General features: G+C 43.9%; 22 protein-coding genes. 14 read left to right on the forward strand and 8 right to left on the reverse strand.

Translation table 11 applies throughout. From position 1 onward, the window contains the following. Positions 1-142: 142 nt before the first annotated feature. From gstA to ACN0QW_RS17625, 3 genes are all read left to right on the forward strand, one after another. Positions 143-751, forward strand: a complete 609-nt coding sequence (gene gstA / locus ACN0QW_RS17615) for a glutathione transferase GstA (RefSeq protein WP_299372668.1) — start codon at positions 143-145, stop codon at positions 749-751. A gap of 80 nt (positions 752-831) precedes the next feature. After that, positions 832-1,212: a nuclear transport factor 2 family protein gene (locus ACN0QW_RS17620; protein ID WP_417433326.1), complete on the forward strand. Its 381-nt coding sequence runs from the start codon at positions 832-834 to the stop codon at positions 1,210-1,212. A 46-nt stretch (positions 1,213-1,258) separates the two neighbouring features. Further along, positions 1,259-1,465 carry a tautomerase family protein gene (locus tag ACN0QW_RS17625; protein WP_299372662.1) on the forward strand — a complete coding sequence of 69 codons (207 nt, stop codon included), beginning with the start codon at positions 1,259-1,261 and terminating at the stop codon, positions 1,463-1,465. 85 nt (positions 1,466-1,550) lie between these two features. Here the strand turns inward: ACN0QW_RS17625 and ACN0QW_RS17630 are convergent, their stop codons facing one another. The 3 genes from ACN0QW_RS17630 to ACN0QW_RS17640 form a co-directional block, all read right to left on the reverse strand. Continuing rightward, positions 1,551-2,969 (reverse strand): HD-GYP domain-containing protein, encoded by a 1,419-nt coding sequence (locus ACN0QW_RS17630; protein ID WP_417433328.1) that lies wholly within the window; start codon positions 2,967-2,969, stop codon positions 1,551-1,553. 150 nt (positions 2,970-3,119) lie between these two features. Next, positions 3,120-4,631, reverse strand: a complete 1,512-nt coding sequence (locus ACN0QW_RS17635; RefSeq protein ID WP_417433330.1) for a malonate--CoA ligase — start codon at positions 4,629-4,631, stop codon at positions 3,120-3,122. A 39-nt stretch (positions 4,632-4,670) separates the two neighbouring features. Continuing rightward, positions 4,671-5,330, reverse strand: a complete 660-nt coding sequence (locus tag ACN0QW_RS17640) for a GntR family transcriptional regulator (protein WP_417433458.1) — start codon at positions 5,328-5,330, stop codon at positions 4,671-4,673. Positions 5,331-5,592: 262 nt separating this feature from the next. Between ACN0QW_RS17640 and dctP the strand changes: the two genes are divergently transcribed. From dctP to ACN0QW_RS17665, 5 genes are all read left to right on the forward strand, one after another. Then, positions 5,593-6,600: a TRAP transporter substrate-binding protein DctP gene (gene dctP / locus ACN0QW_RS17645; protein ID WP_417433332.1), complete on the forward strand. Its 1,008-nt coding sequence runs from the start codon at positions 5,593-5,595 to the stop codon at positions 6,598-6,600. A gap of 84 nt (positions 6,601-6,684) precedes the next feature. Then, entirely contained in the window at positions 6,685-7,212 is a 528-nt protein-coding gene (locus ACN0QW_RS17650) for a TRAP transporter small permease (protein ID WP_417433334.1), read from the forward strand. A 2-nt stretch (positions 7,213-7,214) separates the two neighbouring features. Continuing rightward, positions 7,215-8,531: a TRAP transporter large permease gene (locus ACN0QW_RS17655; protein ID WP_417433336.1), complete on the forward strand. Its 1,317-nt coding sequence runs from the start codon at positions 7,215-7,217 to the stop codon at positions 8,529-8,531. A gap of 329 nt (positions 8,532-8,860) precedes the next feature. Continuing rightward, complete coding sequence (locus tag ACN0QW_RS17660) at positions 8,861-9,790, forward strand: glutaminase (protein ID WP_417433338.1); 930 nt, start codon at positions 8,861-8,863, stop codon at positions 9,788-9,790. Positions 9,791-9,901: 111 nt separating this feature from the next. Then, positions 9,902-10,066, forward strand: coding sequence for a hypothetical protein (locus tag ACN0QW_RS17665; RefSeq protein WP_299372641.1), 165 nt, complete (start codon positions 9,902-9,904; stop codon positions 10,064-10,066). 48 nt (positions 10,067-10,114) lie between these two features. Here the strand turns inward: ACN0QW_RS17665 and ACN0QW_RS17670 are convergent, their stop codons facing one another. The 5 genes from ACN0QW_RS17670 to ACN0QW_RS17690 all read right to left on the reverse strand — a co-directional run bounded on the left by ACN0QW_RS17670 (position 10,115) and on the right by ACN0QW_RS17690 (position 16,240). Continuing rightward, positions 10,115-11,221 (reverse strand): heparan-alpha-glucosaminide N-acetyltransferase domain-containing protein, encoded by a 1,107-nt coding sequence (locus ACN0QW_RS17670; RefSeq protein ID WP_417433340.1) that lies wholly within the window; start codon positions 11,219-11,221, stop codon positions 10,115-10,117. A 236-nt stretch (positions 11,222-11,457) separates the two neighbouring features. Continuing rightward, positions 11,458-11,916 carry a hypothetical protein gene (locus ACN0QW_RS17675; RefSeq protein WP_417433342.1) on the reverse strand — a complete coding sequence of 153 codons (459 nt, stop codon included), beginning with the start codon at positions 11,914-11,916 and terminating at the stop codon, positions 11,458-11,460. Between the two features lie 143 nt (positions 11,917-12,059). Next, positions 12,060-13,466 carry an RNA polymerase sigma factor gene (locus ACN0QW_RS17680; RefSeq protein ID WP_417433344.1) on the reverse strand — a complete coding sequence of 469 codons (1,407 nt, stop codon included), beginning with the start codon at positions 13,464-13,466 and terminating at the stop codon, positions 12,060-12,062. Positions 13,467-13,561: 95 nt separating this feature from the next. Next, positions 13,562-15,430, reverse strand: coding sequence for a type I secretion C-terminal target domain-containing protein (locus tag ACN0QW_RS17685; RefSeq protein ID WP_417433346.1), 1,869 nt, complete (start codon positions 15,428-15,430; stop codon positions 13,562-13,564). A gap of 126 nt (positions 15,431-15,556) precedes the next feature. Next, the gene (locus ACN0QW_RS17690; protein WP_417433348.1) at positions 15,557-16,240 is read right to left on the reverse strand and encodes a GntR family transcriptional regulator; all 684 of its coding nucleotides are present in this window, start codon (positions 16,238-16,240) and stop codon (positions 15,557-15,559) included. A 158-nt stretch (positions 16,241-16,398) separates the two neighbouring features. Here ACN0QW_RS17690 and ACN0QW_RS17695 point away from each other — a divergent pair, with 158 nt between their 5' ends. The 6 genes from ACN0QW_RS17695 to ACN0QW_RS17720 all read left to right on the forward strand — a co-directional run bounded on the left by ACN0QW_RS17695 (position 16,399) and on the right by ACN0QW_RS17720 (position 21,877). Further along, entirely contained in the window at positions 16,399-17,376 is a 978-nt protein-coding gene (locus ACN0QW_RS17695) for a tripartite tricarboxylate transporter substrate binding protein (RefSeq protein WP_417433350.1), read from the forward strand. A gap of 26 nt (positions 17,377-17,402) precedes the next feature. After that, positions 17,403-17,849: a tripartite tricarboxylate transporter TctB family protein gene (locus ACN0QW_RS17700; protein ID WP_417433352.1), complete on the forward strand. Its 447-nt coding sequence runs from the start codon at positions 17,403-17,405 to the stop codon at positions 17,847-17,849. 11 nt (positions 17,850-17,860) lie between these two features. After that, positions 17,861-19,366: a tripartite tricarboxylate transporter permease gene (locus ACN0QW_RS17705; RefSeq protein ID WP_417433354.1), complete on the forward strand. Its 1,506-nt coding sequence runs from the start codon at positions 17,861-17,863 to the stop codon at positions 19,364-19,366. Between the two features lie 29 nt (positions 19,367-19,395). Then, on the forward strand, positions 19,396-19,776 hold the full coding sequence (locus ACN0QW_RS17710; RefSeq protein ID WP_417433356.1) for a hypothetical protein: 381 nt from the start codon (positions 19,396-19,398) through the stop codon (positions 19,774-19,776). A gap of 73 nt (positions 19,777-19,849) precedes the next feature. Next, a complete protein-coding gene (locus ACN0QW_RS17715; protein WP_417433358.1) occupies positions 19,850-21,130 on the forward strand; it encodes a hypothetical protein in 1,281 nt (426 codons plus the stop codon). A gap of 18 nt (positions 21,131-21,148) precedes the next feature. Next, complete coding sequence (locus tag ACN0QW_RS17720) at positions 21,149-21,877, forward strand: sulfite exporter TauE/SafE family protein (protein WP_417433360.1); 729 nt, start codon at positions 21,149-21,151, stop codon at positions 21,875-21,877. Positions 21,878-21,916: the final 39 nt, after the last annotated feature.

The raw sequence follows: 21,916 nt of genomic DNA on the forward strand, positions 1-21,916 counted from the left end.
ATATTAATGCGTTACCAAAAGGAAACCGAGTTACCTTAGTGAAACTTCATAATTAAGTATCATAATATCATATGGTTTACAAAAGTAACTAAGGATCTTACCTCATTGGCTATCACGAACAACTTTTTTGAGGAAAGATCTTATGAAACTTTATTATAAACCCGGTGCATGTTCTTTGGCGTCCCACATTGTTTTACGTGAACTAGGGCACGATTTTGATATTGAAAAAGTCGATACAGATATCAAACAGACTGAAAACGGTGAAGATTTTTTACAGGTTAATCCAAATGGATACGTTCCAGCGTTGAAGCTTGATAACGGCGAAGTCTTGACCGAGGGAGCTGCTATTCTTCAATATTTAGCTGATCAAAACCCGGAATCAGGTCTGACCCCTGTAACTGGGTCTGTTGAACGCGCCAGACTACAGGAGCATCTTAACTTTATCTCTTCAGAGCTACACAAAGCTTTTAGTCCTTTCTTTTCTGGTAATGCCGACGGGGACGCACGCCAACCAGCGGAAGAGAACGTTGCTAAGAAATTGGCTCACTTTGAAAAAGTTCTCTCCGATGGCAGAAGCTACCTTTTGGGCGATACTTTTTCTGTCGCTGATGCTTATCTTTTTGTTGTGAGCAACTGGTCTAACTTTGTTGGTATCAATTTGGATAAAGTTCCAAATCTGGCGGCCTTTGTTAAACGGGTAGCTGCGCGCGAAAAAACACAGACAGCACTTGCAGCCGAAGGTCTTGCTTAATTGATTGGTCGTGTGTGTCCGTCCTTTGCTTAGGGCGGGCACCCTTTCAATGTGTTGATTGATAAAAAGGTAGCCATAGCATGTCCAAGGATTATCAGGCTGTTGTAAACACAATTCAGGTTTATTTTGACGGTCTTTTTCATAGTGATACAGAACGACTGGCAAAGGTATTTCATCCCAAGGCGCATTACGTTTGTGCGACGGATGACCCGCTTCTTTATCTGACGATGGATGAATATTTTCCAATCGTTGACAAAAGACCATCACCAGCAAGTCGGGGAGAGACCCGTCAGGATCAAATACTTTCTATACGTTTTGCTGGGGATAATACTGCTTTTGTGCATCTCAACTGTGCGATTGGCGAGAAGTTTTTTACTGATTTCCTGACACTTATCCTTGTGGATGGGCGTTGGCAGGTTATATCAAAAGTGTTTGATTTTGAAATCAAGAAGCTTTCTTGAAATCCCCGTTACCAATTATATTTTAATAACTTATAGGATGAATGTAATGCCGTACGTAAATATAAAAGTTACTGATGAAGGCGTGACCAAAGATCAAAAAGCCCAATTGATCAAAGGTGTTTCCGACCTTTTACACGATGTGCTTGGGAAAGACCCAAAGACAACCTATGTGGTTATCAATGAAGTAGCACTAGAAGATTGGGGAGTAGGCGGCCTACAGGTTGATGAATACCGTAAGCTTCATTCTTCTTAGTGTTTGGAATAAGTCGCAGAAACGGGCCGCAAATACTTGATAAAGTGAGAAGTCATTTCTGCGACTTAAAATGAAATTTTTCTGATCAGACTGTTTCCTTTACACCGACTTGGGCAAGGGTGCCTTGAAGAGGAGCATTTAGTTTTGATACCTCTTTAATTGCTGATTTAAGCGCTTTGTAACATTGCGAGTCAATTGCGTTGTCCACCATGTCATCCATAATTGAAATGGCTTTTTCAATCGGCATGGCTGCACGATAGGGACGATCAGCAGTCAAAGCATCAAATATATCGGCAACTGTTACAATTCTTGTTTCCATATCTATTTCATTGCCATGTAATCCATGGGGGTATCCCTTGCCATCAAGCCTTTCGTGATGGCCGCCAGCTATGGGGGATATATCTGAAAAAGCGATGATGTTTTTTAGGATATTTACGGAAAACACCGGGTGCATTTTTATCATGGCAAACTCTTCATCTGTGAGCTTGCCGGGTTTATCCAAGATACTGTTGCTGATGCCTAGTTTACCAATATCATGTAAAAGGGCAGCTCGTCTTAGCCAACGCCTTTTGTGATAGGGAACGCCCATTTGTTGCGCAATTAAATCACTATAGCCCATAACTCGTTCACTGTGGCCGTGGGTAAAGGGGCTTTTTGCGTCGATAACCTTGGCAAATGCGCTTGCGATATCGTCCAGATAGTCTTCGTCGACTGTAATGTCGTGGGTCGGGAAAACTAAACCTTGGATGATGTTTTCCAGATTGGGGGCCTTTATTCCATCCCAGAATTGTTCTTCAATAGCGGTGCGTTCAAACGCTTCAACCATCTCTGGTTCAAACCAAGTTCCTGATCTGGATCGAACTTCTTCTAACGCGGCGCGTCGCCCTTCCGAGGTATGAAAAACATCTATTACCTGCGATAACAGGGCAATACGGGAAAAGACAGGGATATCATTACCGGAAACGCCCGTTGGCAGGCCTGTGCCGTTCCAGCGTTCATCTAGATTTAGAATGCCATCTGCGACCTTTTGCGAGAAGCGCATTTTAAGAGCGATTTCTGCCCCGCGATGACACCGTGTTTCGATGAGTTCACGTGCAATTTCGCCGCCGTCTTGCAGTATGTTGATGATTGCGTGGAAGCGTTCGCTTAAGCTGGCCTGTAATCCGGTGTGGGACAGCACAAATCGCAGAGCTTGCGGTAGGCTCCCGTTTGTTTTTTTGAAATCGTGCTTGAACTTCTGATCATCTGTCAGGTAAAGCTGGCAAATGCGCGCTGCATTGCTACTACACCCCAAGTCTTTCAGAAGTATCATATAATAGAGTTCTGAAAGATCCTGATCGCTCAGGCCGATTTCTTGCCCGATATGAATTCCAATCCAACAGCTTCGAACGCAATGTCCCATGGGCTGCCCTTCGGTCATGTCCAAAGCGGTACTGATTGCACTGACAAGCTCAGATAAGTGCAAACTGTCTGATTTATCAATATCTTGGTTAAGGGTGTTCATATACTGGCCATGAGTCACTAATAATCACGCAGTAAAGTAACCCCAGAGAAATTAAGGTATGGTTTATTTTTGAGTAATCCGCACGTGCTTAGAGGGCCTTTACATAAGGTTATGCGTTGAATTGCTTAAGCCGTGATCTGGCGACAGGGCCTAATTCGCTACCTTATAAAGATCTGCATAGTTCTGTCTTAGAATATTTTTTTGTACTTTTCCCATTGTGTTTCGGGGGAGCTCATCAAGAAAGAAGATATTTTTTGGTTGTTTAAAACGGGCAAGTTGATCCCTGAGGTTTGCCAAAATGTCGTCCTGATTCAGGTCCTGTGTAGGATCGGCAATAATGACGGCAACGACGGCTTCGCCGAAATCAGGATGCTGAACGCCGATAACGGCAGATTCCTTGACGCCTTCAATAGTGTCTATAACTTGCTCTATTTCCTTGGGATAGACGTTGTATCCGCCACTGATAATTAAATCCTTGGCACGCCCGACGATGGCAACACGGTTGTCATGAGAAATCGTTGCGATATCACCGGTTATGAAATATCCGTCTGGGGTAAATTCTTCGGCTGTTTTTTCTGGCATTTTCCAGTAGCCTTTAAAAACATTGGGTCCTTTTATCTCAAGCACACCGGCATCTTTATCCGATGCATCTTGGGATAATCTGGCTTCAACACCGGGCAGGGGGTATCCAACAGTACTTGCGACGCGGTCTCCATCAAGCGGGTTAGAGGTAATCATACCAGCCTCTGTCATGCCGTAGCGCTCGAGTATGGTCATGCCTGTCAGCTTTTCAAACTGGGTAAAGGTGTCTTCCAATAGCGGAGCCGAGCCAGAGATAAATAACCGCATATTTTGACAGGTCGTGCGGTTGAATTCCGGTTGATCCAATAATCGGGTATAAAAAGTTGGAACCCCCATCATCACGGTGCTTTGGGGGATGAGCGTGATCATTTCCTTTGCATCGAATTTGGGCAGGAACCACATGCTTGAACCGTTCATTAGTACACAGTGGATTGCAACAAAAAGCCCGTGGACGTGAAATATTGGCAAAGCGTGTAAAAGAATGTCGTCGGGAACCCAGCCCCAGTATTTATGTAAAACGGTCGCGTTACTTGCCAGATTGTCGTGGGATAGCATTGCGCCCTTGGATCGCCCGGTCGTCCCGGATGTATAAAGGATAGCGGCAAGATCATCCCCGGTTACGTCTGCAATATTTGTATGGGGTTTGGCGCCTTGGAACTGATCCATCAAGCTACCTGTTGCCGTGTTACTTAGCGTTAACAGGTGGGGAACAGAATTTTTCTGTGCGACTGGGGTAAGCTTTTCGTACTTTTCCGGGGTGCAAACCATAATATGCGGTCTGGCATCCCCCATAAAGTAATCAAGCTCGTCGGCGGTATAGGCAGTGTTAAGAGGCAGGTATATGGCGCCGATACGTAAACAAGCTAGATAAAGAACGACGGCTTCTTTCGTTTTCTCCACCTGTACGGCAACACGTTCCCCGGTTTTGGTGCCCATGGTTAAGAGGGTACCTGCCATTTGCGCTGTTTGTTGATCCAACTCTCTATAGCTCAGATTGTTGCCGTCTGGTGATTTAATAAAATCAGCTGACATATCTTGGGGAAAACGGGATTGGAAAAGGGCATAGAGGTTTTTAGACATAAATAAGCTCGGTGAAAAATGTATATACTGGGAAGAGAACTAGGCGGATTGATCGATGAGATCCATGGGCAAACTGGCCAGAAAGTCGTTAAAAGATCCTTGTTGAACGGTTACGTGGGTTCCTAAAAGCTGTTCTGCCAATTCTTTGTTTCCGTTTATAATTGCGTCTGTAATATCAGCGTGTTCCTGAAACGAATTGTTAAGACGGTTGCTCTGTCGTAATTGAAGGCGGCGGTATGGGGTTAGACGATTACGTAGATTTTTTGTTTGCTCGCTGAGAAACTCGTTATGACTTCCCTTGTATATTGCTTCGTGAAAAGCAACATTTGCCTTGTAATAGCTGTCATAATCTTTGTCAGCGACCAGTGGTTCTGATACAAGATGTAATGCTTTGAGCTTGTCACGTTCTTCATCTGTCATGCGGTCTGCAGCCAGCTTGCCACAAGTTCCTTCCAGTTCGGCCATGACTTCAAACATGTCCACCAGTTCTCTCAGACTCATTTTTTTGACAAAAGCACCGCGTCTGGGGCGAATTTCTACCAACTGCATCATGTTCAGTTGTTGAAGGGCTTCCCGCACTGGGGTTCTAGAGACCCCAAATCGTTCAGTTAACGCAATTTCGTCCAATCGTGTGCCGGGAACAATCTCCCCCAGGACAATTTCATGCTCAAGCTGTCTTCTCAAGTCATTTGACGACATGTTCGCCACGTGCAGAACTCCTGATATTTTATTGTTTTGCTCTGTTGCTTTTAACCAAAGCTTATCTCTCAAAAGCAATAGAATTGAAAACTATAATACAGGTTATTTTGTATATTTAAATATAATTATTGTATACAAGAATTATTGACTTGTATTTCAAAGCTGGCTTATTGTGTTCAGGATTGAGCTTAGGATTTAATAAAAAGCAACGGATCATGTTCCTGGTTTGGGGAATAAATTGATCCAAACAGGGAGACTATCAATGAAAATGACAAAAAAAGCGCTAGGTCTGGCGCTGGGCAGCTTTGTGCTGACAGGTGGATTACTGGCTGAAGCTGCAATGGCAAAAAGCTTGAAAGCTTCGCACCAGTGGCCCGGTGGTAAAGGCGACGTCCGCGATGAAATGGTTCAGATTATCGCGCGTGAAGTTAATGCGGCTAATGTTGGTCTGGATATAAAGGTTTATCCGGGCAAGGCACTTTTCAAACCCAAAGAACAATGGGGCGCAATGGTAAAAGGGCAGCTAGATATTTCTGCTTTTCCACTGGCCTATGCGGCGGGGCGCCATCCAGAATTTAACGCAACCAATATGCCGGGTCTTGTTAAAAACCATGACCATGCGACACGTTTGAACAAATCGCCCTTTATGGATGATATCAAAAAAATCATCGATGACGCGGGTGTGGTTGTTCTTGCTGATGCTTGGCTTGCTGGTGGGTTTGCTTCTAAAAAGGAATGTATTCTCGGCCCAGACACAATGAAGGGTCAGGTAACTCGTGCCGCGGGTAAGTCTTTTGAACAAATGTTAGTTGGGGCGGGGGCTTCGATTGCGTCTATGCCAAGTTCTGAAATTTATTCAGCTATGCAAACGGGTGTACTTGATGCGGCGAATACGAGTTCAGGAAGCTTTGTTTCCTATCGTATTTATGAACAGGTTAAATGCCTGACAGCACCGGGCGATAATGCGCTTTGGTTTATGTACGAACCCCTTCTTATGTCCAAGAAAAGCTGGAACAAGCTGAATCAAGAACAGCAAGATGCTTTGATGGTAGCGGGTAAAAAATCCGAAGATTTCTTTCTTGATGCAGCCAAAGGTCTGGATAGTAAGCTAGTTGAGGCTTACGAAGGTGCGGGCGTTGAAGTGGTTACGATGAGTAATGATGATGCTGCGGCGTGGCTCGAAATTGCCAAGGGAACATCTTATAAAGCCTTTGCTGAACAGGTGAAGGGTGGGGAAGAGCTGATTAACAAAGCTCTTGCTGTTGAGTAAGAAAGATACAGGTGCCTTGCAGAATTATCTGTGGGGCACTTTTCTTTGCGTTAATTTATAACTTTCGTCTCTGGTCAGTTCAGTATGAATTCTTTCATTGATCTCGTGCGCCTTCTTTCTCGTATATGTGGCGTATTTGCTTCTATTCTTATTGCTTCGGCGATTGTCGTTGTCTGCCAAATGGTTGTTCTGCGTTACTTTTTACAGGAATCCACGGTATGGCAGACAGACTATGTGACCTATGCGTTGGTCGCGGCGACATTGATCGGCAGCCCTTATGTTCTTTTGATTAAGGGGCATGTGAATGTGGATTTACTCCCTCATTATCTGAGCTTGTCAGCACGAAAAATACTCGCCTTTGTTGCCAGTGTGTGCGGTCTGGCCTTTACCGCCCTGTTGGCATGGAAGGGCTATGAACTCTTTGCCGAGGCACTGGACGGTGGGTGGGTGACGGACACCATTTGGGAATTACCTATGTGGATACCGTATTTATCCCTTCCTCTTGGTGTTGGGTTGTTATCTCTGCAATACGTTGCTGATATATTGGCGCTATTAAGCGGGCGAGATATGCCCTTTGCAATGGACAGCCACAGTTCATTTGAGGGGGAATAGAAATGGATCCGCTTTATATTGGTTTATTGGTTGCGATTGCGACCATCTTTGTCCTTTCATCTGGCATTCCTGTTGCTTTTGGGCTGGGACTAGTGGCCGTTGTTTTCCTTTTTGTTTTCGAGGGTTTTGATTCACTTGATGTTGTTGCGGAAACTTTCTTTTCCGGCTTGGCCGAGTTTGCACTGGTTTCCATTCCGATGTTTATTGTTATGGGGGCGGCTGTTGCTTCTTCCCCGGCTGGCAAGGATTTGTACGCCGCGCTTGATCGCTGGCTTAACCGTGTACCGGGTGGCCTTATTATCTCAAACATTGGGGCCTGTTCTATTTTTGCGGCCTTAAGCGGCTCGTCGCCTGCAACCTGTGCCGCGATCGGAAAAATGGGCATTCCGGAAATGCGCAAACGCGGATATCCAGACGGATTGGCGACAGGATCGATTGCGGCTGGGGGAACGCTTGGAATTCTTATCCCGCCGTCGATAACGATGATTGTTTATGGTATTGCAACAGAAACATCTATTGGCCGTCTGTTCCTGGCCGGATTGTTACCGGGATTGCTTCTGACAGTTTTGTTTATGTGCTGGTCGCTCTATACGGCATGGCGGAATGGGTACAGCTTCAAGGCACAGATCGGTGGCTACAGCTGGCGTGAAAAATTTGAGGTTCTGCCACGGGTTTTCCCTTTCCTTGTGATCATTGTCGGGGTGCTTTATGTGCTCTATGGCGGTGTGGCTACCCCGTCCGAAGCGGCAGGGGTTGGCGCGCTGTTCTGTCTGGTTCTGGTTGTTGTGATTTACGGCATGTGGCAACCACGAAAGATTTGGGCCATCTTGTCAGATTCAATGAAAGAGTCTGTGATGATCCTGATGATTATCGGGGCCTCGGCACTTTTCAGCTATACGCTTTCGTCACTTTTTGTGACGCAATCGGTGGCGGAATACATTGCTAATCTTGATATTGGTAAATGGCAGCTCCTCATTATTATCAATCTGTTTTTGTTGGTCGCTGGATTTTTCCTGCCACCAGTAGCGGTTATTTTGATGACGGCACCGATCCTGTTACCGATTATCATTCAAGCAGGGTTCGACCCTTATTGGTTTGCTGTTGTCTTTACCATCAATATGGAAATCGGACTCATCACACCGCCTGTAGGACTTAACCTGTATGTGATCAACGGTATTGTGCCGGATGTATCGCTCCCCACTATCCTCAAAGGGGCACTTCCCTTTATGCTCTGTATGGTTTTGGCTATCGCCATTCTTTGTGTCTTCCCTGAGATTGCAACTTGGCTTCCCAATTATCTGATGGGTGGAGCATTATAGCGAAGCTGTCTTGTCCTTGGGATGGTGATAAAAATCGGTTGATCATTTTTGGTCAGCCGATTTTTTTTATCTCGCTGGTATCTCTTGTTCACTTAGATGCTGGATTGGCTTTATGCTTTTGCCAATCAGCAAAGTAATCTTGGCATGAATTGGTGTATTACCAAGTAATCTGGTCTTGAAGCGTGACAGTTGAAACATCTGGATGCTGAAATTTTAAATAAATGGGTTGCAAAGGAATCTATCTTCTTTATTGATTTGCTCGTTCATGGTTCTGTTCGTACGTTTTATATGTGTGCGATGTAACTCTTGTTTTTGGATCAGGCTATTATATGACAGTTGATACTACTGATTTCCCCCGAATTCTTAACGAGATCAAAGAAGAAATCCAACCTTTCTTTGGAAAGGGAAAGCAAGCAGATTACATCCCCGCTTTGGCGAATGTACCCGGCGATAAATTTGGCATGGCTGTTCGTACCGCCGATGGGCAAGAATTTATTGTGGGCGATGCGAAAGAAGATTTTTCTATTCAGTCTATTTCAAAGCTTTTTACCCTTATGCAGGTGTTAGGGCTCGGTGACGAAGATATATGGTCGCGTGTTGGTCGGGAACCGTCAGGAACGGCTTTTAATTCCTTGGTTCAGCTGGAATATGAACAGGGTATTCCCCGCAATCCCTTTATTAACGCGGGGGCTATTGTTGTAACTGATATTCTTGCTAGCCGTTCAGCAGATGCGTCCCGCCGAATTATTGACTTTTATCGGATGCTTTCGGGGAATGAGGAAAATCGTCTGGATGAAGAGGTCGCCATATCTGAAAAGGAATGGGGCTATCGGAATGCTGCTTTGGCGAACCTGATGTGTAGCTTTGGCAATATTAAAACACCAATTCCAGATTTGTTGGATGTGTATTTCAGGCAATGTGCGCTGACAACATCCTGTCTGGACCTTGCCCGTGCGGCAATGCCATTGGTTTGCGGGGGGTATTCACCGATTGCAGACGAACAGGTTATGACAGGACGTGATGCAAAGCGAATTAATGCTTTGTTGTTGACCTGTGGTCTTTATGATTCTGTCGGATCGTTTGCTTATACAGTTGGCCTGCCAGCAAAAAGTGGTGTCGGCGGTGGCATCATCGCGGTGCTACCAAAGGAATTTTCCGTAGCTGTCTGGTCACCGGAACTGGACCGCTATGGTAATTCTTATGTTGGTGGAAAAGCACTAGAGTTATTTACAACCAAAACCGATCTTTCAATTTTCTAAGTCAATTCTCTTCTGCGTCCAAAGGTCCTAGTCGTGTTAGGGCCTTTTAAATTGACTTCGTCGGGTTTATCAATAAACATGTATATGTAATGAATGTTTTGAGAGAACAAAATGGCTTTACTACATTGGCTTGAAGTTGCGTTTCTTTTTCCGGGAAATATTGTCGTTCAAAAGTTGGGTATTAGCTTGGAAGAGGACGGCGGAATTTTACGGTCTTTTATTAATATGTGTGTTTGGGGCATCGTAACCGGCACTATAGCCTTTTACGCGTTATAGGCTTTTAAGATGATCTACCGGCCCGAATTTTTTGCCTTGCCGTCATCTTTATCTGGTGATGAGACGCATCAGATTTTCGATCGGGCCACGTGTGAAGAACTTGGAATATGCCCAGACATAGAGGCCTGTCGCGAAGATAAAAATCCCAGAGGCAATAATTGCATCATCTGTGGTGCCAGATGCATTCTGTCCATCAAGAAGTCCTAGATATTCCAGTGTGCCCATGCCGAAAAGGATATGGGCAACATATAGGGTAAGCGTTTGCCTGCCGATTTGAGTAGAAAGCTTAAAGCCAAATATTTTCGACAAACGAGGGGACTTTGCAAACAAAGAGCTTACCCACAAGCTAAAGGCCAGAACCATACAAGCGCTCGCCATGCCCGCGATCATATAAAAAGGCATTGGCGGAAGAGGCTCGGTCGTGGCGATATCCAATAAATCCTGTTCAACCCCAGAGAGCAGGGCAAGGGTGAAAAGGGATAGCCCCTCAACAGTAAGCAAGGCGATCAAACCGAAAGTAAAAAGCTGTAGCTGTGTTTGAACTTGGTCCAGTGACAATCTACTGAGAAGGATGCCGAAAAGAAAGAAGGCCAACCAAGGGATAACGGGGTGCCAACCATTGAAAAAGAGATTGGTAATGAAACCTTCCAAGGTCCAAAAATTCTTATAAGTGTAAGTTTTCCAGTCCCAACCGACATCGTAATCCAGGGTGAATAACATAATCACAAAGCCGATGATCAGGATGATTATTGAGAAGATCAACCCACTGGAACTCATGCGGGTGAAAAAGACACCAAAAAAGAAATACAGCGCGTAGTAATGCAAAATATCTGCATCAAAAATCAGGCTGTTTAAAAGGCCGATCACAAGAAGAAACAATGCTCGCTTTGTGGTGAGCCAGATAAGCTGATCATTAAATTTGGAGTTATTTACGGCTTTATTTGCTGCAAGTCCAAGACCAATACCCGCAAGTACGACAAAGGTTGCTGCTGCACGTCCTTCCAACCCGCCAACAAAGCTTGTTGCCAGAAAAGATCCTTGTCCTTCTGCGCCCGCCTCAACCCCCATGGCAACCGTAAAGTTGACCAGAACCATACCAACAAAGGCAATGAAGCGGGCAAAATCCAAACCTTCGAGGCGTGTTGTCGTTGTCATAAATCTTTCCTGTGTAATGACTTAATCATTAATACCCAGATGTTGATTTGTTTTACAGAACAATTCTATAGGCATTAGACAGGTGGTCATACGCGACTTAAGCTGACAGATTACTGACAAGTAATGGAATTGTAGGATGCGCGGTTTATATATAACTTTGCTTACAGAGCCACAAAAGTAAAAAAAGCAGCCGCTGGAACGACTGCTTTTACATAAAAATGTTGGAATATTCTAGCTTAGCTTGCTTTTAAAATCGCAACCATTGTTTCCATCGACGCTTTAAGTGCTTCAAGATCTGCACCTTGTGGAACGGCCTGTTGCGTACAGTTGTTCAGGGCGACGACATGATCCATAAAGAGACGGTTTTGCGGATATCTCTTGTTATATCCTGCTACGACTTGGCTTTTATAAGCATCCACCTGTTCTTGTAATTTGCTCGCTTTACCCTGATCTCCGTTGCTGAATTTAAGCAGTCCAGGTGTAACAATTTCGTTTTGTATGTAGCTGTCATAGGCGTTCAGGCCGTCTTGTACCTTGGCAACATCAGATGAATCATAAGACGTTTGCTCAAGCTTGGTATTGAGAAAGTCGATGAGGGCCTGACACCCTTGCATATTATTGATGGATGGTTCTGCCATAGCTGGTTGGCTTAGAGTGATAAATGCACCTAGTACGAGGTAAGTAACTGTTTTCATTTTGTTATCCATAGCTAAAAAGTAGAGGGTTTATCAAATGATCTTTAAAATTTGAACAGAGAGATCCTGTTCACAAAGATCGGGGATCTTGTGTTTAAGGGTTTTTCTTAAACGGTACTTGTGTGATTGTTTATGAAAAGGGGCTATATGATGGGAAGTGTCGGGTCTCCGCCTAATAAAGTAGGATCGTTCCCTAGGACGGTTTCCAGTATGCTGCCGCCGCCAGACGTGGTGACAACTACAAAGCCGTCGCTAGCGGTATTCGTTGTTGTTTGAGGGTCCGTAAATACGGGTGAAAAACCGGACCCGAGTAAATCGCTCAGCGGAATGATAGATGTGGTGACTTCATCTGATGTGCTGATATCTTCCGACAACGTTTCTGTCTCGTCGATTGGTGCAGCGGTGCTTAATATCTCTGTGGGGTCCAATACACCTTGCGTACTCAACAATTCCAGAATTGTACCAATGCTTTGGTGGTATGATTGTCCGCTTAGGCTGGTGGTGTCTTCTGGGGACAACGCAGTTTCTTTTGCTGCGCCTGTGATGATAAGGGACGCCAAAGGGTCATCAAGCTCTTCGTCCAGTAGGTTGAGGTGTTGGGTATCTTCTAAAATAGAATGGTCGTTACCCTGTGCTGTGGGTGTCTCTCGAATTTCTGAAAGCTGAACGGTTCTATCTTCTGCTTGCGGATCAATTGATGCTGTTCCAGGTAAAGCGATATCTTCCTCGGTCTTGAGTGCAGGAAGCGTTTCAAACAGACCTTCAACCCCCAGAATGATAAAAGAGGCGTGCAGTTGATAGTCATAGAGATCGCGCTGTGTATTTTTTTGACGCTTTTTATAATACAGTGCCAAAAGATCAGATTTGCTTTTCCATGCCAGTCGTTTGGAACTGGACGTCATAACAGAGGTGGACGAACCTGCGTTCTTTGAGGTGTCATCTTGATCTGATTCAGGGGTTGAATCTGTAAAGAGAGTATCCAAAGACGTATCCGCATCCTCCGGGTCGTAAAACACAGGAGGGATGAACATAAAGATAAACTCTTCGCCGAGTTGTAATTTCTCTTTCAGGCGTTTTCTGGCGCGTGACAATCTACTCATTACTGTGCCAATTGGCACGGAAAGGCTTCTGGCAGCTTCTTCATAGCTATGGCCAAAGGAAACGATTTGTTCCAGAACTTCCTGATCCTTTTGCGGCAGGTTCTTAAGAACATCCTGCACACGATTCAAGAGGGATCGGTGCTCGATTTCCTTGGCAAAACAGATGTTGTTCTGGATGCTGTCATTCTCAATTTCGGTTTGAGACTGTAGCTCCTTTTGACGTCGCTTTATCTGGTTAATCCAGAGGTTCTTCATAATAGGGAACAACCATTGTTCCATTTCGTAAGTCTCGTCATAGAGATGCTTTTTGGCATGGGCACGGCCATAGGTTTCCTGAAACAGATCGGAAGCCAGGTCGTCGTCTTTTGTTAAATATCTGGCATAGCGTTTAAGCTTTGGCATAGAGGATTCTAATTTTTGCTCAAAATTCAACTGCTTGGGCCTTATCAAATATGTTTGTGTCTAATTGTTTTTGCGTAAGCATTGATGCCGCGCGTATTAAATAACATCTTCTGGTGGTAAAATGATTGCTGCACCATACCTGCCTAAGCCAGAGTATCAAGCGTATTATGGTTCAACATGTTGGTCAGGATATCAGTATCTGAGGTTCCAGTCGGCCAACCAAGGCTAGAGAGTGTTTGGTTTTCGAGAACAATGATGTGATCTGTAACACCATCCTGATTGGTATCAATATTAATATTAACGCCGTTTGTTCCCTGACTGAAATCCAGATATTGATCAAGATTGGATACTGTTTGCGCGGTATTGAGTAAATCACCGAGGTCGATAACATCATCAAACCGGAAGTCTTTGATGGTATCTGTTTCAACCGGACCATTGGTGGCAATGTCTGCCTGACGGAATACAAATCGATCACTTCCACCTACGCCGTACATAATGTCATTCCCACGACCACCAGTGATTATGTCATCCCCCCCGACATTATGACCGGTACTCATTGAATAGGTTTGGCTATCCCCGTAAATGATGTCATCGCCATCACCCCCATCGATAATATCATCGCCTCCCAATGCGAAGTTAAACCCGAAACCTTGGATATAGCCATTTTGATGTATAGAATCTCCCCAAATACGGTCGTTTCCATTTCCACCATAAATGATGTCATCTCCACCGGAATAGGTGTTCGTGTCAAAGACGTTTATGCTCCCTGCGTCCCCAACGATACCATCATCCCCATCCCCGCCGTAAAGGATATCATTTCCGCCGTTTGAATCATTAAGAAGTCTGCCATCCCCATAGATATCATCATTCCCATCATTACCGTAAATGATATCATCGCCACCGACTGAATCGTTGATGACACCAGCATCACCGTAAATACTGTCGTTCCCGGTTCCCCCGGAAAGCGTGTCATTCCCCCCCACAGAGTTGGTCAGATAGTAGCTATCACCATTCATGTAATCGTTTCCGCCACCACCGTTGATAACATCATCACCTGCAATAGCGTTCGTTAAGAAAGTATCATCCCCGAAGATCGTATCATCGGTTGAAAGCCCTGTGATATGGTCATCCCCAAAAGACGTTGACGTTTGGTGGGTGATCGTAACTGACGATGCCAGCCCGGCGCTGGTTGCCTGAATGTTATAGGGACCAGCCGTCCAGGCATTATCGGCTGAAAAGATAATGGATGAGAAAGGCGTAGTTACTTCCCATGCGGTGCCGTTGCTTCCGGGAACCATTGCGCCTTGGTTAAGGGTGGTTCCAGCGGGGAAACCTTGTAATAGAATGGTTTCTGTCGGGGACAGATTGTGGGCAAAGCTAATCTGATAAACATTATTTGCGCCATCACCAACAATAATACCGCTATCGACCAGAACATCATTTCCGTCTCCGCCCCTCAGCGTTATTGGCTGATTGTTAAAGGTTCCCTGATCACGGATTGAAGTGGGCAGTAAGTTCAGTGACAGGTTTAAAAAAGGTGCGAGCGGGGTATCTAAACTTCCTGTATTCCCCCGATCCGTTGTATCAGGCTGATTACCGATAAGACCAAATTCCAACTCTGTCGGATCAATAACGCCCTGTCGGCTTAACAGGTCGATTGCGTTTCCCAAGTCATCGCTGTATTGGCTTCCTCCGCCCCCAACGAGTGCTACGGCATCCCCCGCTGCCGTCTCGATGGGGGCCTGATCCAATATCTTGGCAAGCTCTTCTTTTTCTTCTTCGGAAAGGGTCGCAATGATATCTGCAAAGTAGCTGGGGTCACCCAAAGCACTTGCAAATTCAACCAAGACCTCATCTGTATTGACAGAATTTCCAGAAGGCATCACGCCATCAGCATCTGTGTCAGATGTGATAAGATGGCTTAAGTTCTCATAAAGCTCTTGTGAAACTGCGTTTGTCTTTGTGTTTGGTTCTTGGGCAAGTTCAGAATTTTTTTCAAGGCGCGTCGTCATAGCTTTGTCCCGTAAATTCTTTGTCTGACAAGCAAACAAATTCGAAAGTTACTAGGACTACAGCTCGGATTTCTTTTTATTCCATTTTTTTGAATTATTTTTCGTTATGAGAGAAATTAATCTCGTTTATTTGTTCGTTCGGTCTTGAAAAGATGTTTCTAAATGGATTTGAAAAGCGCGCTTTATATGCTGTTGAGCTGCTTTTTCAGCCGCTTCAGGATTACGATTTTTAATTTCTTCAATTATGCGGTGGTGCTCTTCATAAAGTGGATTTGGTCGATCTGAAGGAAGATATTTCACTCCACGAAGGAGAGCCATCGAATCTGAGATCGCTTCAAAAGCTTTAATTAAAAAGCGATTATGTGCTGAATTATAGATCGCGTGATGAAGCTCCCAGTTGATTTGGTTTAAATCTCTAGGGTCCTTTGCTTCGCGCCCTTTCTCCAAGATATATTCCATATTCGCTATTTCCATGTCTGAGGCATGTTGAGCGGCGAAACGAGCTGCGATGCCTTCTAGTTGCTGGCGTAGGGCATATAATTCTGCAACTTCTTGCGGGTTTAATTCTGCAACGATAGCACCTCTTTGGGGTTCGAACGTGAGGCGACCCTCGGACTGTAATCTCCGAAAAGCCTCACGCACAGGCGTGCGGCTCACATTCAAAGATTTTGTGAATTCTGATTCTCGGATCCGTTCCCCAGGATGGTATTGTCCATCACGAATAGCTTGAAGTACTTCTTGGTATACATATTCACCCAGTGAGGGTTGGGCACTTTTACTCTCTTCTATTTTATTATTTTTATCACTCATGATCACTACGTTAACTTATTGTTTTCAAAAATATAAGTTACGATAAATTAACTCATTTTGCAATATGTTGACTTCAATGTATTAAAATGTATACAATCAAATACATAATTAAACTCCCCTAAAGTGGGTCGTTAAAATATAGCAGGAGGTTCCTTTCCATGAATGGTAGAATCAAAATTGTCGCCCTAGCCTTAGCTTTGGCGACCGCAACAACAATACTTCCGTCTTTTGAAACAAAAGCGGCTGACTTTCCGAAAAAGCCTTTGGCAATGATTGTGGCTTATTCTCCTGGCGGTGGGACGGATACAGCAGCACGCGTAATTGCTAAATATGTTCAACCTCATTTGGGGCAAAGACTTATTATCCAAAACAAGCCTGGGGCCGGTGGTCAAATTGGTTTTACGGCATTAGCAAATGCTAAGAATGATGGTTATAAAATTGGATTTATTAATATTCCGTCGATTTTCATGGTTAAAATGCTGCGCGATAATGTGCCGTATGAAATGTCAAATTTTGAGGCTATCGCGAATATTCAACTTGATCCCGTCGTCCTAACAGTCAAAGCCGATAGTCCTTATCAAACATTTGAAGAGTTTATGGATGCGGTAAAAAAGAGCCCTGGTAATGTTAATGTTGGCGGTGATGGGCCTCAATCTAACAATCAATTACAAGTTGTTGTTGCTGAGGATAAACTAGGAATGGATGTGAATTTTGTTCCATTCAGTGGCTCTGGACCTGCAATTACGGCGACGTTAGGCGATCAGGTTGTTGCTTCTGTACCGTCTGCTAGTTCGGCTACAAGCCATATACAGAATGGTCGGTTGCGTGCCTTAGCTGTCTTTGCCGATGCACGGTATAAATATCTTCCTGATGTTCCAACGATTAAAGAAGCATCTGGTGTTGCAGTACCAACTATCGGTGCCTCAATGCGTGGTGTCGCTGTTCCAAGGGGTATGGATCCTGCTCGTAAAAAAATCATTGAAGATGCATTTGCAAAAGTGATGAAAGATCCAGAATTTATAGCTCATGCAGATAAAATGGGCTTACCGCTACATTATATGAATGCAAAAGATTTTGATGCCTATCTCAAAACGGCTGCTGAATCTGTTGAGAGCTATATTTCATTATTAAAATAGTAGAAAAAGCCTGAAAGGAGTATGTGATGCGCCAAGACTTTATGGATAAATTGTTTTCTTTATTGATGATAGTTTTTGCTATCACCAGTGGGATTGTGGCTTTTCAGTATTCTTATGAATCGTCATATTTTCCACGTCTCCTTTCGGCATTCATTGCTGCGGTAGCATTGCTTCTTTTCGTCCGCCTTAAGTCAGCTTCAGGTAAGGACGAAAGCGCTGTGGTTGACGGGATAAAAGACCAAACTCTAGCTGGTCTTAGTGTCTTTACGGGCATTGCGCTCTATGCCGTTAGTATACAAATTATCAACTTTGAACTTTCAACAATAATTTTTATTGCCGGGTTTGTCTTCTATCTCGGGTACCGAAATTTATTGATTATCTGTGGTGTTAGCCTCGGCGTTACAGTTCTTCTTTACGGTATTTTCTTTGAATTCTTGGCGGTAAGTCGTCCTGAAAGTCTCTTTTTACGATAAGGACGAAGGTTATGTTTGATAATATTTTGCTTGGTTTATCAGCACTCTCGGACGTTACAATGTTGGCTGCTATTGCCGCAGGTGTGCTCGGTGGCGTGATGATTGGGGTTCTGCCGGGATTAAGCAGTACGATGGGTGTTGCTTTGCTTATTCCGGTAACATTTTCTATGCCGCCGCAAGTCGGTTTGGCTATGCTAGGCGGCATTTATCTCTCTTCTACTTATAGTGGTTCAATTAGTGCAATTCTATTAAATATCCCTGGTACTTCAGCGGCGGTCGCGACGTTGTTAGATGGGCATCCTATGTCAAAGAGAGGACAGTCGACACGGGCAATTTCTTTAGCAACTTTCGGATCCTGTATTGGTGGATTAATTAGTGTTGTTGCTCTTCTTTTTATCGCCCCACCATTAGCAGAGTTTTCTTTAATGTTCGGCTCTCCCGAATATTTCTTACTGGCTGTATTTGGTATTACAGTTATTGCATCTTTATCCGCAGGAGCGATGGAAAAAGGCTTAATTGCCGGCGCAATCGGTTTGATCCTGAGTACTATCGGCAACCACCCTTTGACAGGAGAGATGCGCTATACCTTAGGATTACCTTCTTTATATGATGGAATTCCATTGGTTGTATCGTTAATTGGTCTGTATTCAATTCCAGAAGTAATTGATATGATCGCCAAGCGTAATCAGTCTGAACGCCCGCTTATCGATACTGATGCTTCCAATCCGTTCACTTTTTTACCAGAAGTTTTAAGCCAGAAAATAAATCTACTTCGTTCTAGTTTAATTGGGATAGTTGTTGGGATTATACCTGGTGTGGGATGCAGTGTCGGAGGCTTTTTGTCCTATGATGCTGCTAAGCGTATATCCAAGAAACCAAAAGAGTTTGGTAATGGTTCACCTGAAGGCGTCATAGCATGTGAAACGGCTAATAATGCTGTAACCGGGGGGACATTGATTCCGTTGCTCACGCTTGGAATACCCGGAAACCCAGTGACAGCGGTTTTGTTGGGGGGGATCATGATACATGGTTTACGCCCTGGCGCTGAACTTTTCACCCTGAACGCAGAAATCACCTATGGCTTTATTCTCAGCTTGTTTGTCGCCAACCTTTTGTTTGTGCCCGTTGGATTATTTATTGCGAAATATTGCGTGCGCATCATTCAGGTGCCGCGATCAATTCTCGCGCCGACAATCATGACTTTGGCAGTTGTGGGGGCTTACTCTATTCGTAGCTCGATTGAAGATATCGCGATTATGCTTTTTGTTGGTGCCGTTGGGTTTATCTTTCAGCTCTTTAATGTGCCCAGGGCACCCCTAGTACTTGGCTTGGTACTGGGAACTTTGGCCGAAGGCGAATTAGCAAGATCCTTAGCGTTGGTTCATGGTGATGTCCTTGCTTTCGCAACTCAATTGGTAACGCGTCCTATCTCTTTTGTAATTCTACTGTTTTGTTTCTATGCCCTATATCAAGGCATCGTACAGCATCGTAAAAAATCTAAAATTCTTGATGATTAATAATGTCTTTATGGACAGAGAGGAAGATTATGAAATCACTTTTCGCAACCTGTGTTCTCGCCTGTACTTTGTTGGTCAGTGCTTGTGGAACCACATCAACGCCAGATCCTGAAATTAATCTAAAAGGGCCACTAGCACTTGATGAAAAAGGAATAGTTGAATTATCTGGCAGTGGATTTGTTCCAAACTCAGATGTGACATTGGTCTTTAGAACGATAGACGGTGTAGAAAGCGATATCACTTATGCCGTCGATCCTGCGCCAAAAGCTGATGGCAAGGGAAATTGGGTCACGACATGGTCTTACGGTCGCTTTGTGAAAAAGAAATTAGTTGCTACGGGTGACTATACCCTGATTGCAACAGATACTGATTTTACGCCTTTGGCCCAAGAGGTTGTAAGCTTCAAATAATCCATTTGAGTATGCACCTGTCATGAATTTGGCAGGTGCATATTTTTGTCATAAGAAAAGTGAAAGATTATTCATGACCAACGTTCGTGCCATTCGACATTTTTGCCCTATTCGCCGTGTAGGAGAGAGTGAGTTACATCATTTCTTTGGGTATTATAATAAAAATGTATGGGACCGTACTGGCAGATATTTTTTATCAAACCAGGTACAGATGATGACACAGAATTTAACTGGCAATGAGGTGGCGAAGGTTGGATATTTCGACTTGGAAGATGGTGATAAATATATTTCTATTGGTTCTACAACGACATGGAATTGGCAGATGGGGTGCCAGTTGCAATGGTTAGAGGGCAAGAAAGGTCATCATATTATCTATAATACACGTAGCGAAGATGGTGAAGGGACTGTTTATCCTGATTTCTGTTCCACTATTTACAACGTGGAAACAGGCATAGAAAAAAAACTACCTTTACCTATTTATGTCGTTGCCCCAAATAGTGAGTACGCTTTATCTGTTGATTATTCACGCTTTCAAGAAACACATCGTACAATTGGTTATAGTGCAACACATCAGGAGCCTGAATTACCTTTGGCACCAGATAATGATGGCATTTGGCGTATGGATATTGAAACAGGCAGCTATAAGTTGATCCTGAGCTTGAAAGATCTATTCAATTTCCGTCATGTAGCTTCTATGGATAAGGCAATTCATTGGGTCACACATTTGGAAATTTGTCCAAATTCTTCACGATTTTTATTTATCCATCGCTGGACAGAGCGTGTTGAAGATGAGTTCTGTTTTTTACATCGACTGTTTACCATTAATGAAGATGGTAGCGATCTAAGATTATTGGAATGTACAGACCATCCAATTCCACAATTGGCGAAAGATTTTGACCCAGATGCTTTGGGAACTTTTGATTATGAAAAATCGGAATACCAAATTTCTCACCCTGTTTGGAAAGACGACGATACAGTAATCGTATGGGGGCCACATAAGGGGAATATTCATTATCACCTTTATGATGATAAAACCAATCAAGTTAAGGTCCTTGGCAAAGAGCATCTGACAGAAAATGGGCATATGACCTTTTCAAATGATGGTCGTTGGCTGTTGTCGGATACTTACCCTGATGATGTTACGAGTGAACGTTTCTTAATCTTATATGATGTTGAGAACAATCAGCGTTATAATATTGGCAGTTTTTATACTCCGGCAGATCTTGGCAAACACAATCGTTGCGATCTACATCCAAGATGGAGCCCGGATTGTCAGCAAGTTTGCATAGATTCTGTTCATGAAGGTTCCCGCCAACGTTATATTATTGATGTCTCAGAGCTGGTGAATAGCTAGGTATTTTGGGGGTGACAGGTGGAAATTCATGTCATTGTTATCATTGCAATAGGAACTTTCCTTGTCTCCTCCTTTAATGCGGCTATTGGACCAACGGGCGGCATTCAACTGGCTTTGGTTGCATCTTTATTGCCTCCGCAACTCTCTATACCTGTACATGCTGTTATTTCGGGCACATCTAGTCTGACACGGTTTTATCAGTTTAGATCGTCGGTTGATTGGTTTTTTGTTCTTCGCTTTTGTCTTGGTTCTATTATCGGCACCAGCGTTGCTATTGCTGTTTTTTTTCAGATTGACGAAGGTCTTTTACTCGTCGTTATCGGCAGCTTTGTTCTCTTTAATAATTATATTCCTTATAAGGACTTTATTGGGGGCAAAGCTGTATCTTATCTGGATTTTATTATTGGATTAATTACGGGTGCTTTGACCGTTTTTGTCGGAGCAACAGGCCCTGCTGTTTTTACGTATATAGCAGCATCAAGAGGACATCGGGAAGCCGTTCTGGGAACTGATGCTGCGTGCATGTCATTTCAGCATTTTACTAAGGTTATTGGTTTTTCCTTGTTGGCCTTTTTACCTCTAAAGTACCTTTCGATTCTTATAATTTTCGGGTTATGTGGAATTTTTGGCACTGCAATAGGTGTTGTGTTTGTCCGAAAAATGCCAGAAATTTTTTTCCGGGCTGCCTTTAGGTTTGTAACTACTTTAGTTGGGGTTTACCTGATTGGATTGGGTTTGTGGGCATAACAATGTAATTCCTGATTTTTTCACTTATTATCAAAATAA

Source organism: Kiloniella sp., from assembly GCF_048259265.1.
Classification (GTDB): domain Bacteria; phylum Pseudomonadota; class Alphaproteobacteria; order Kiloniellales; family Kiloniellaceae; genus Kiloniella.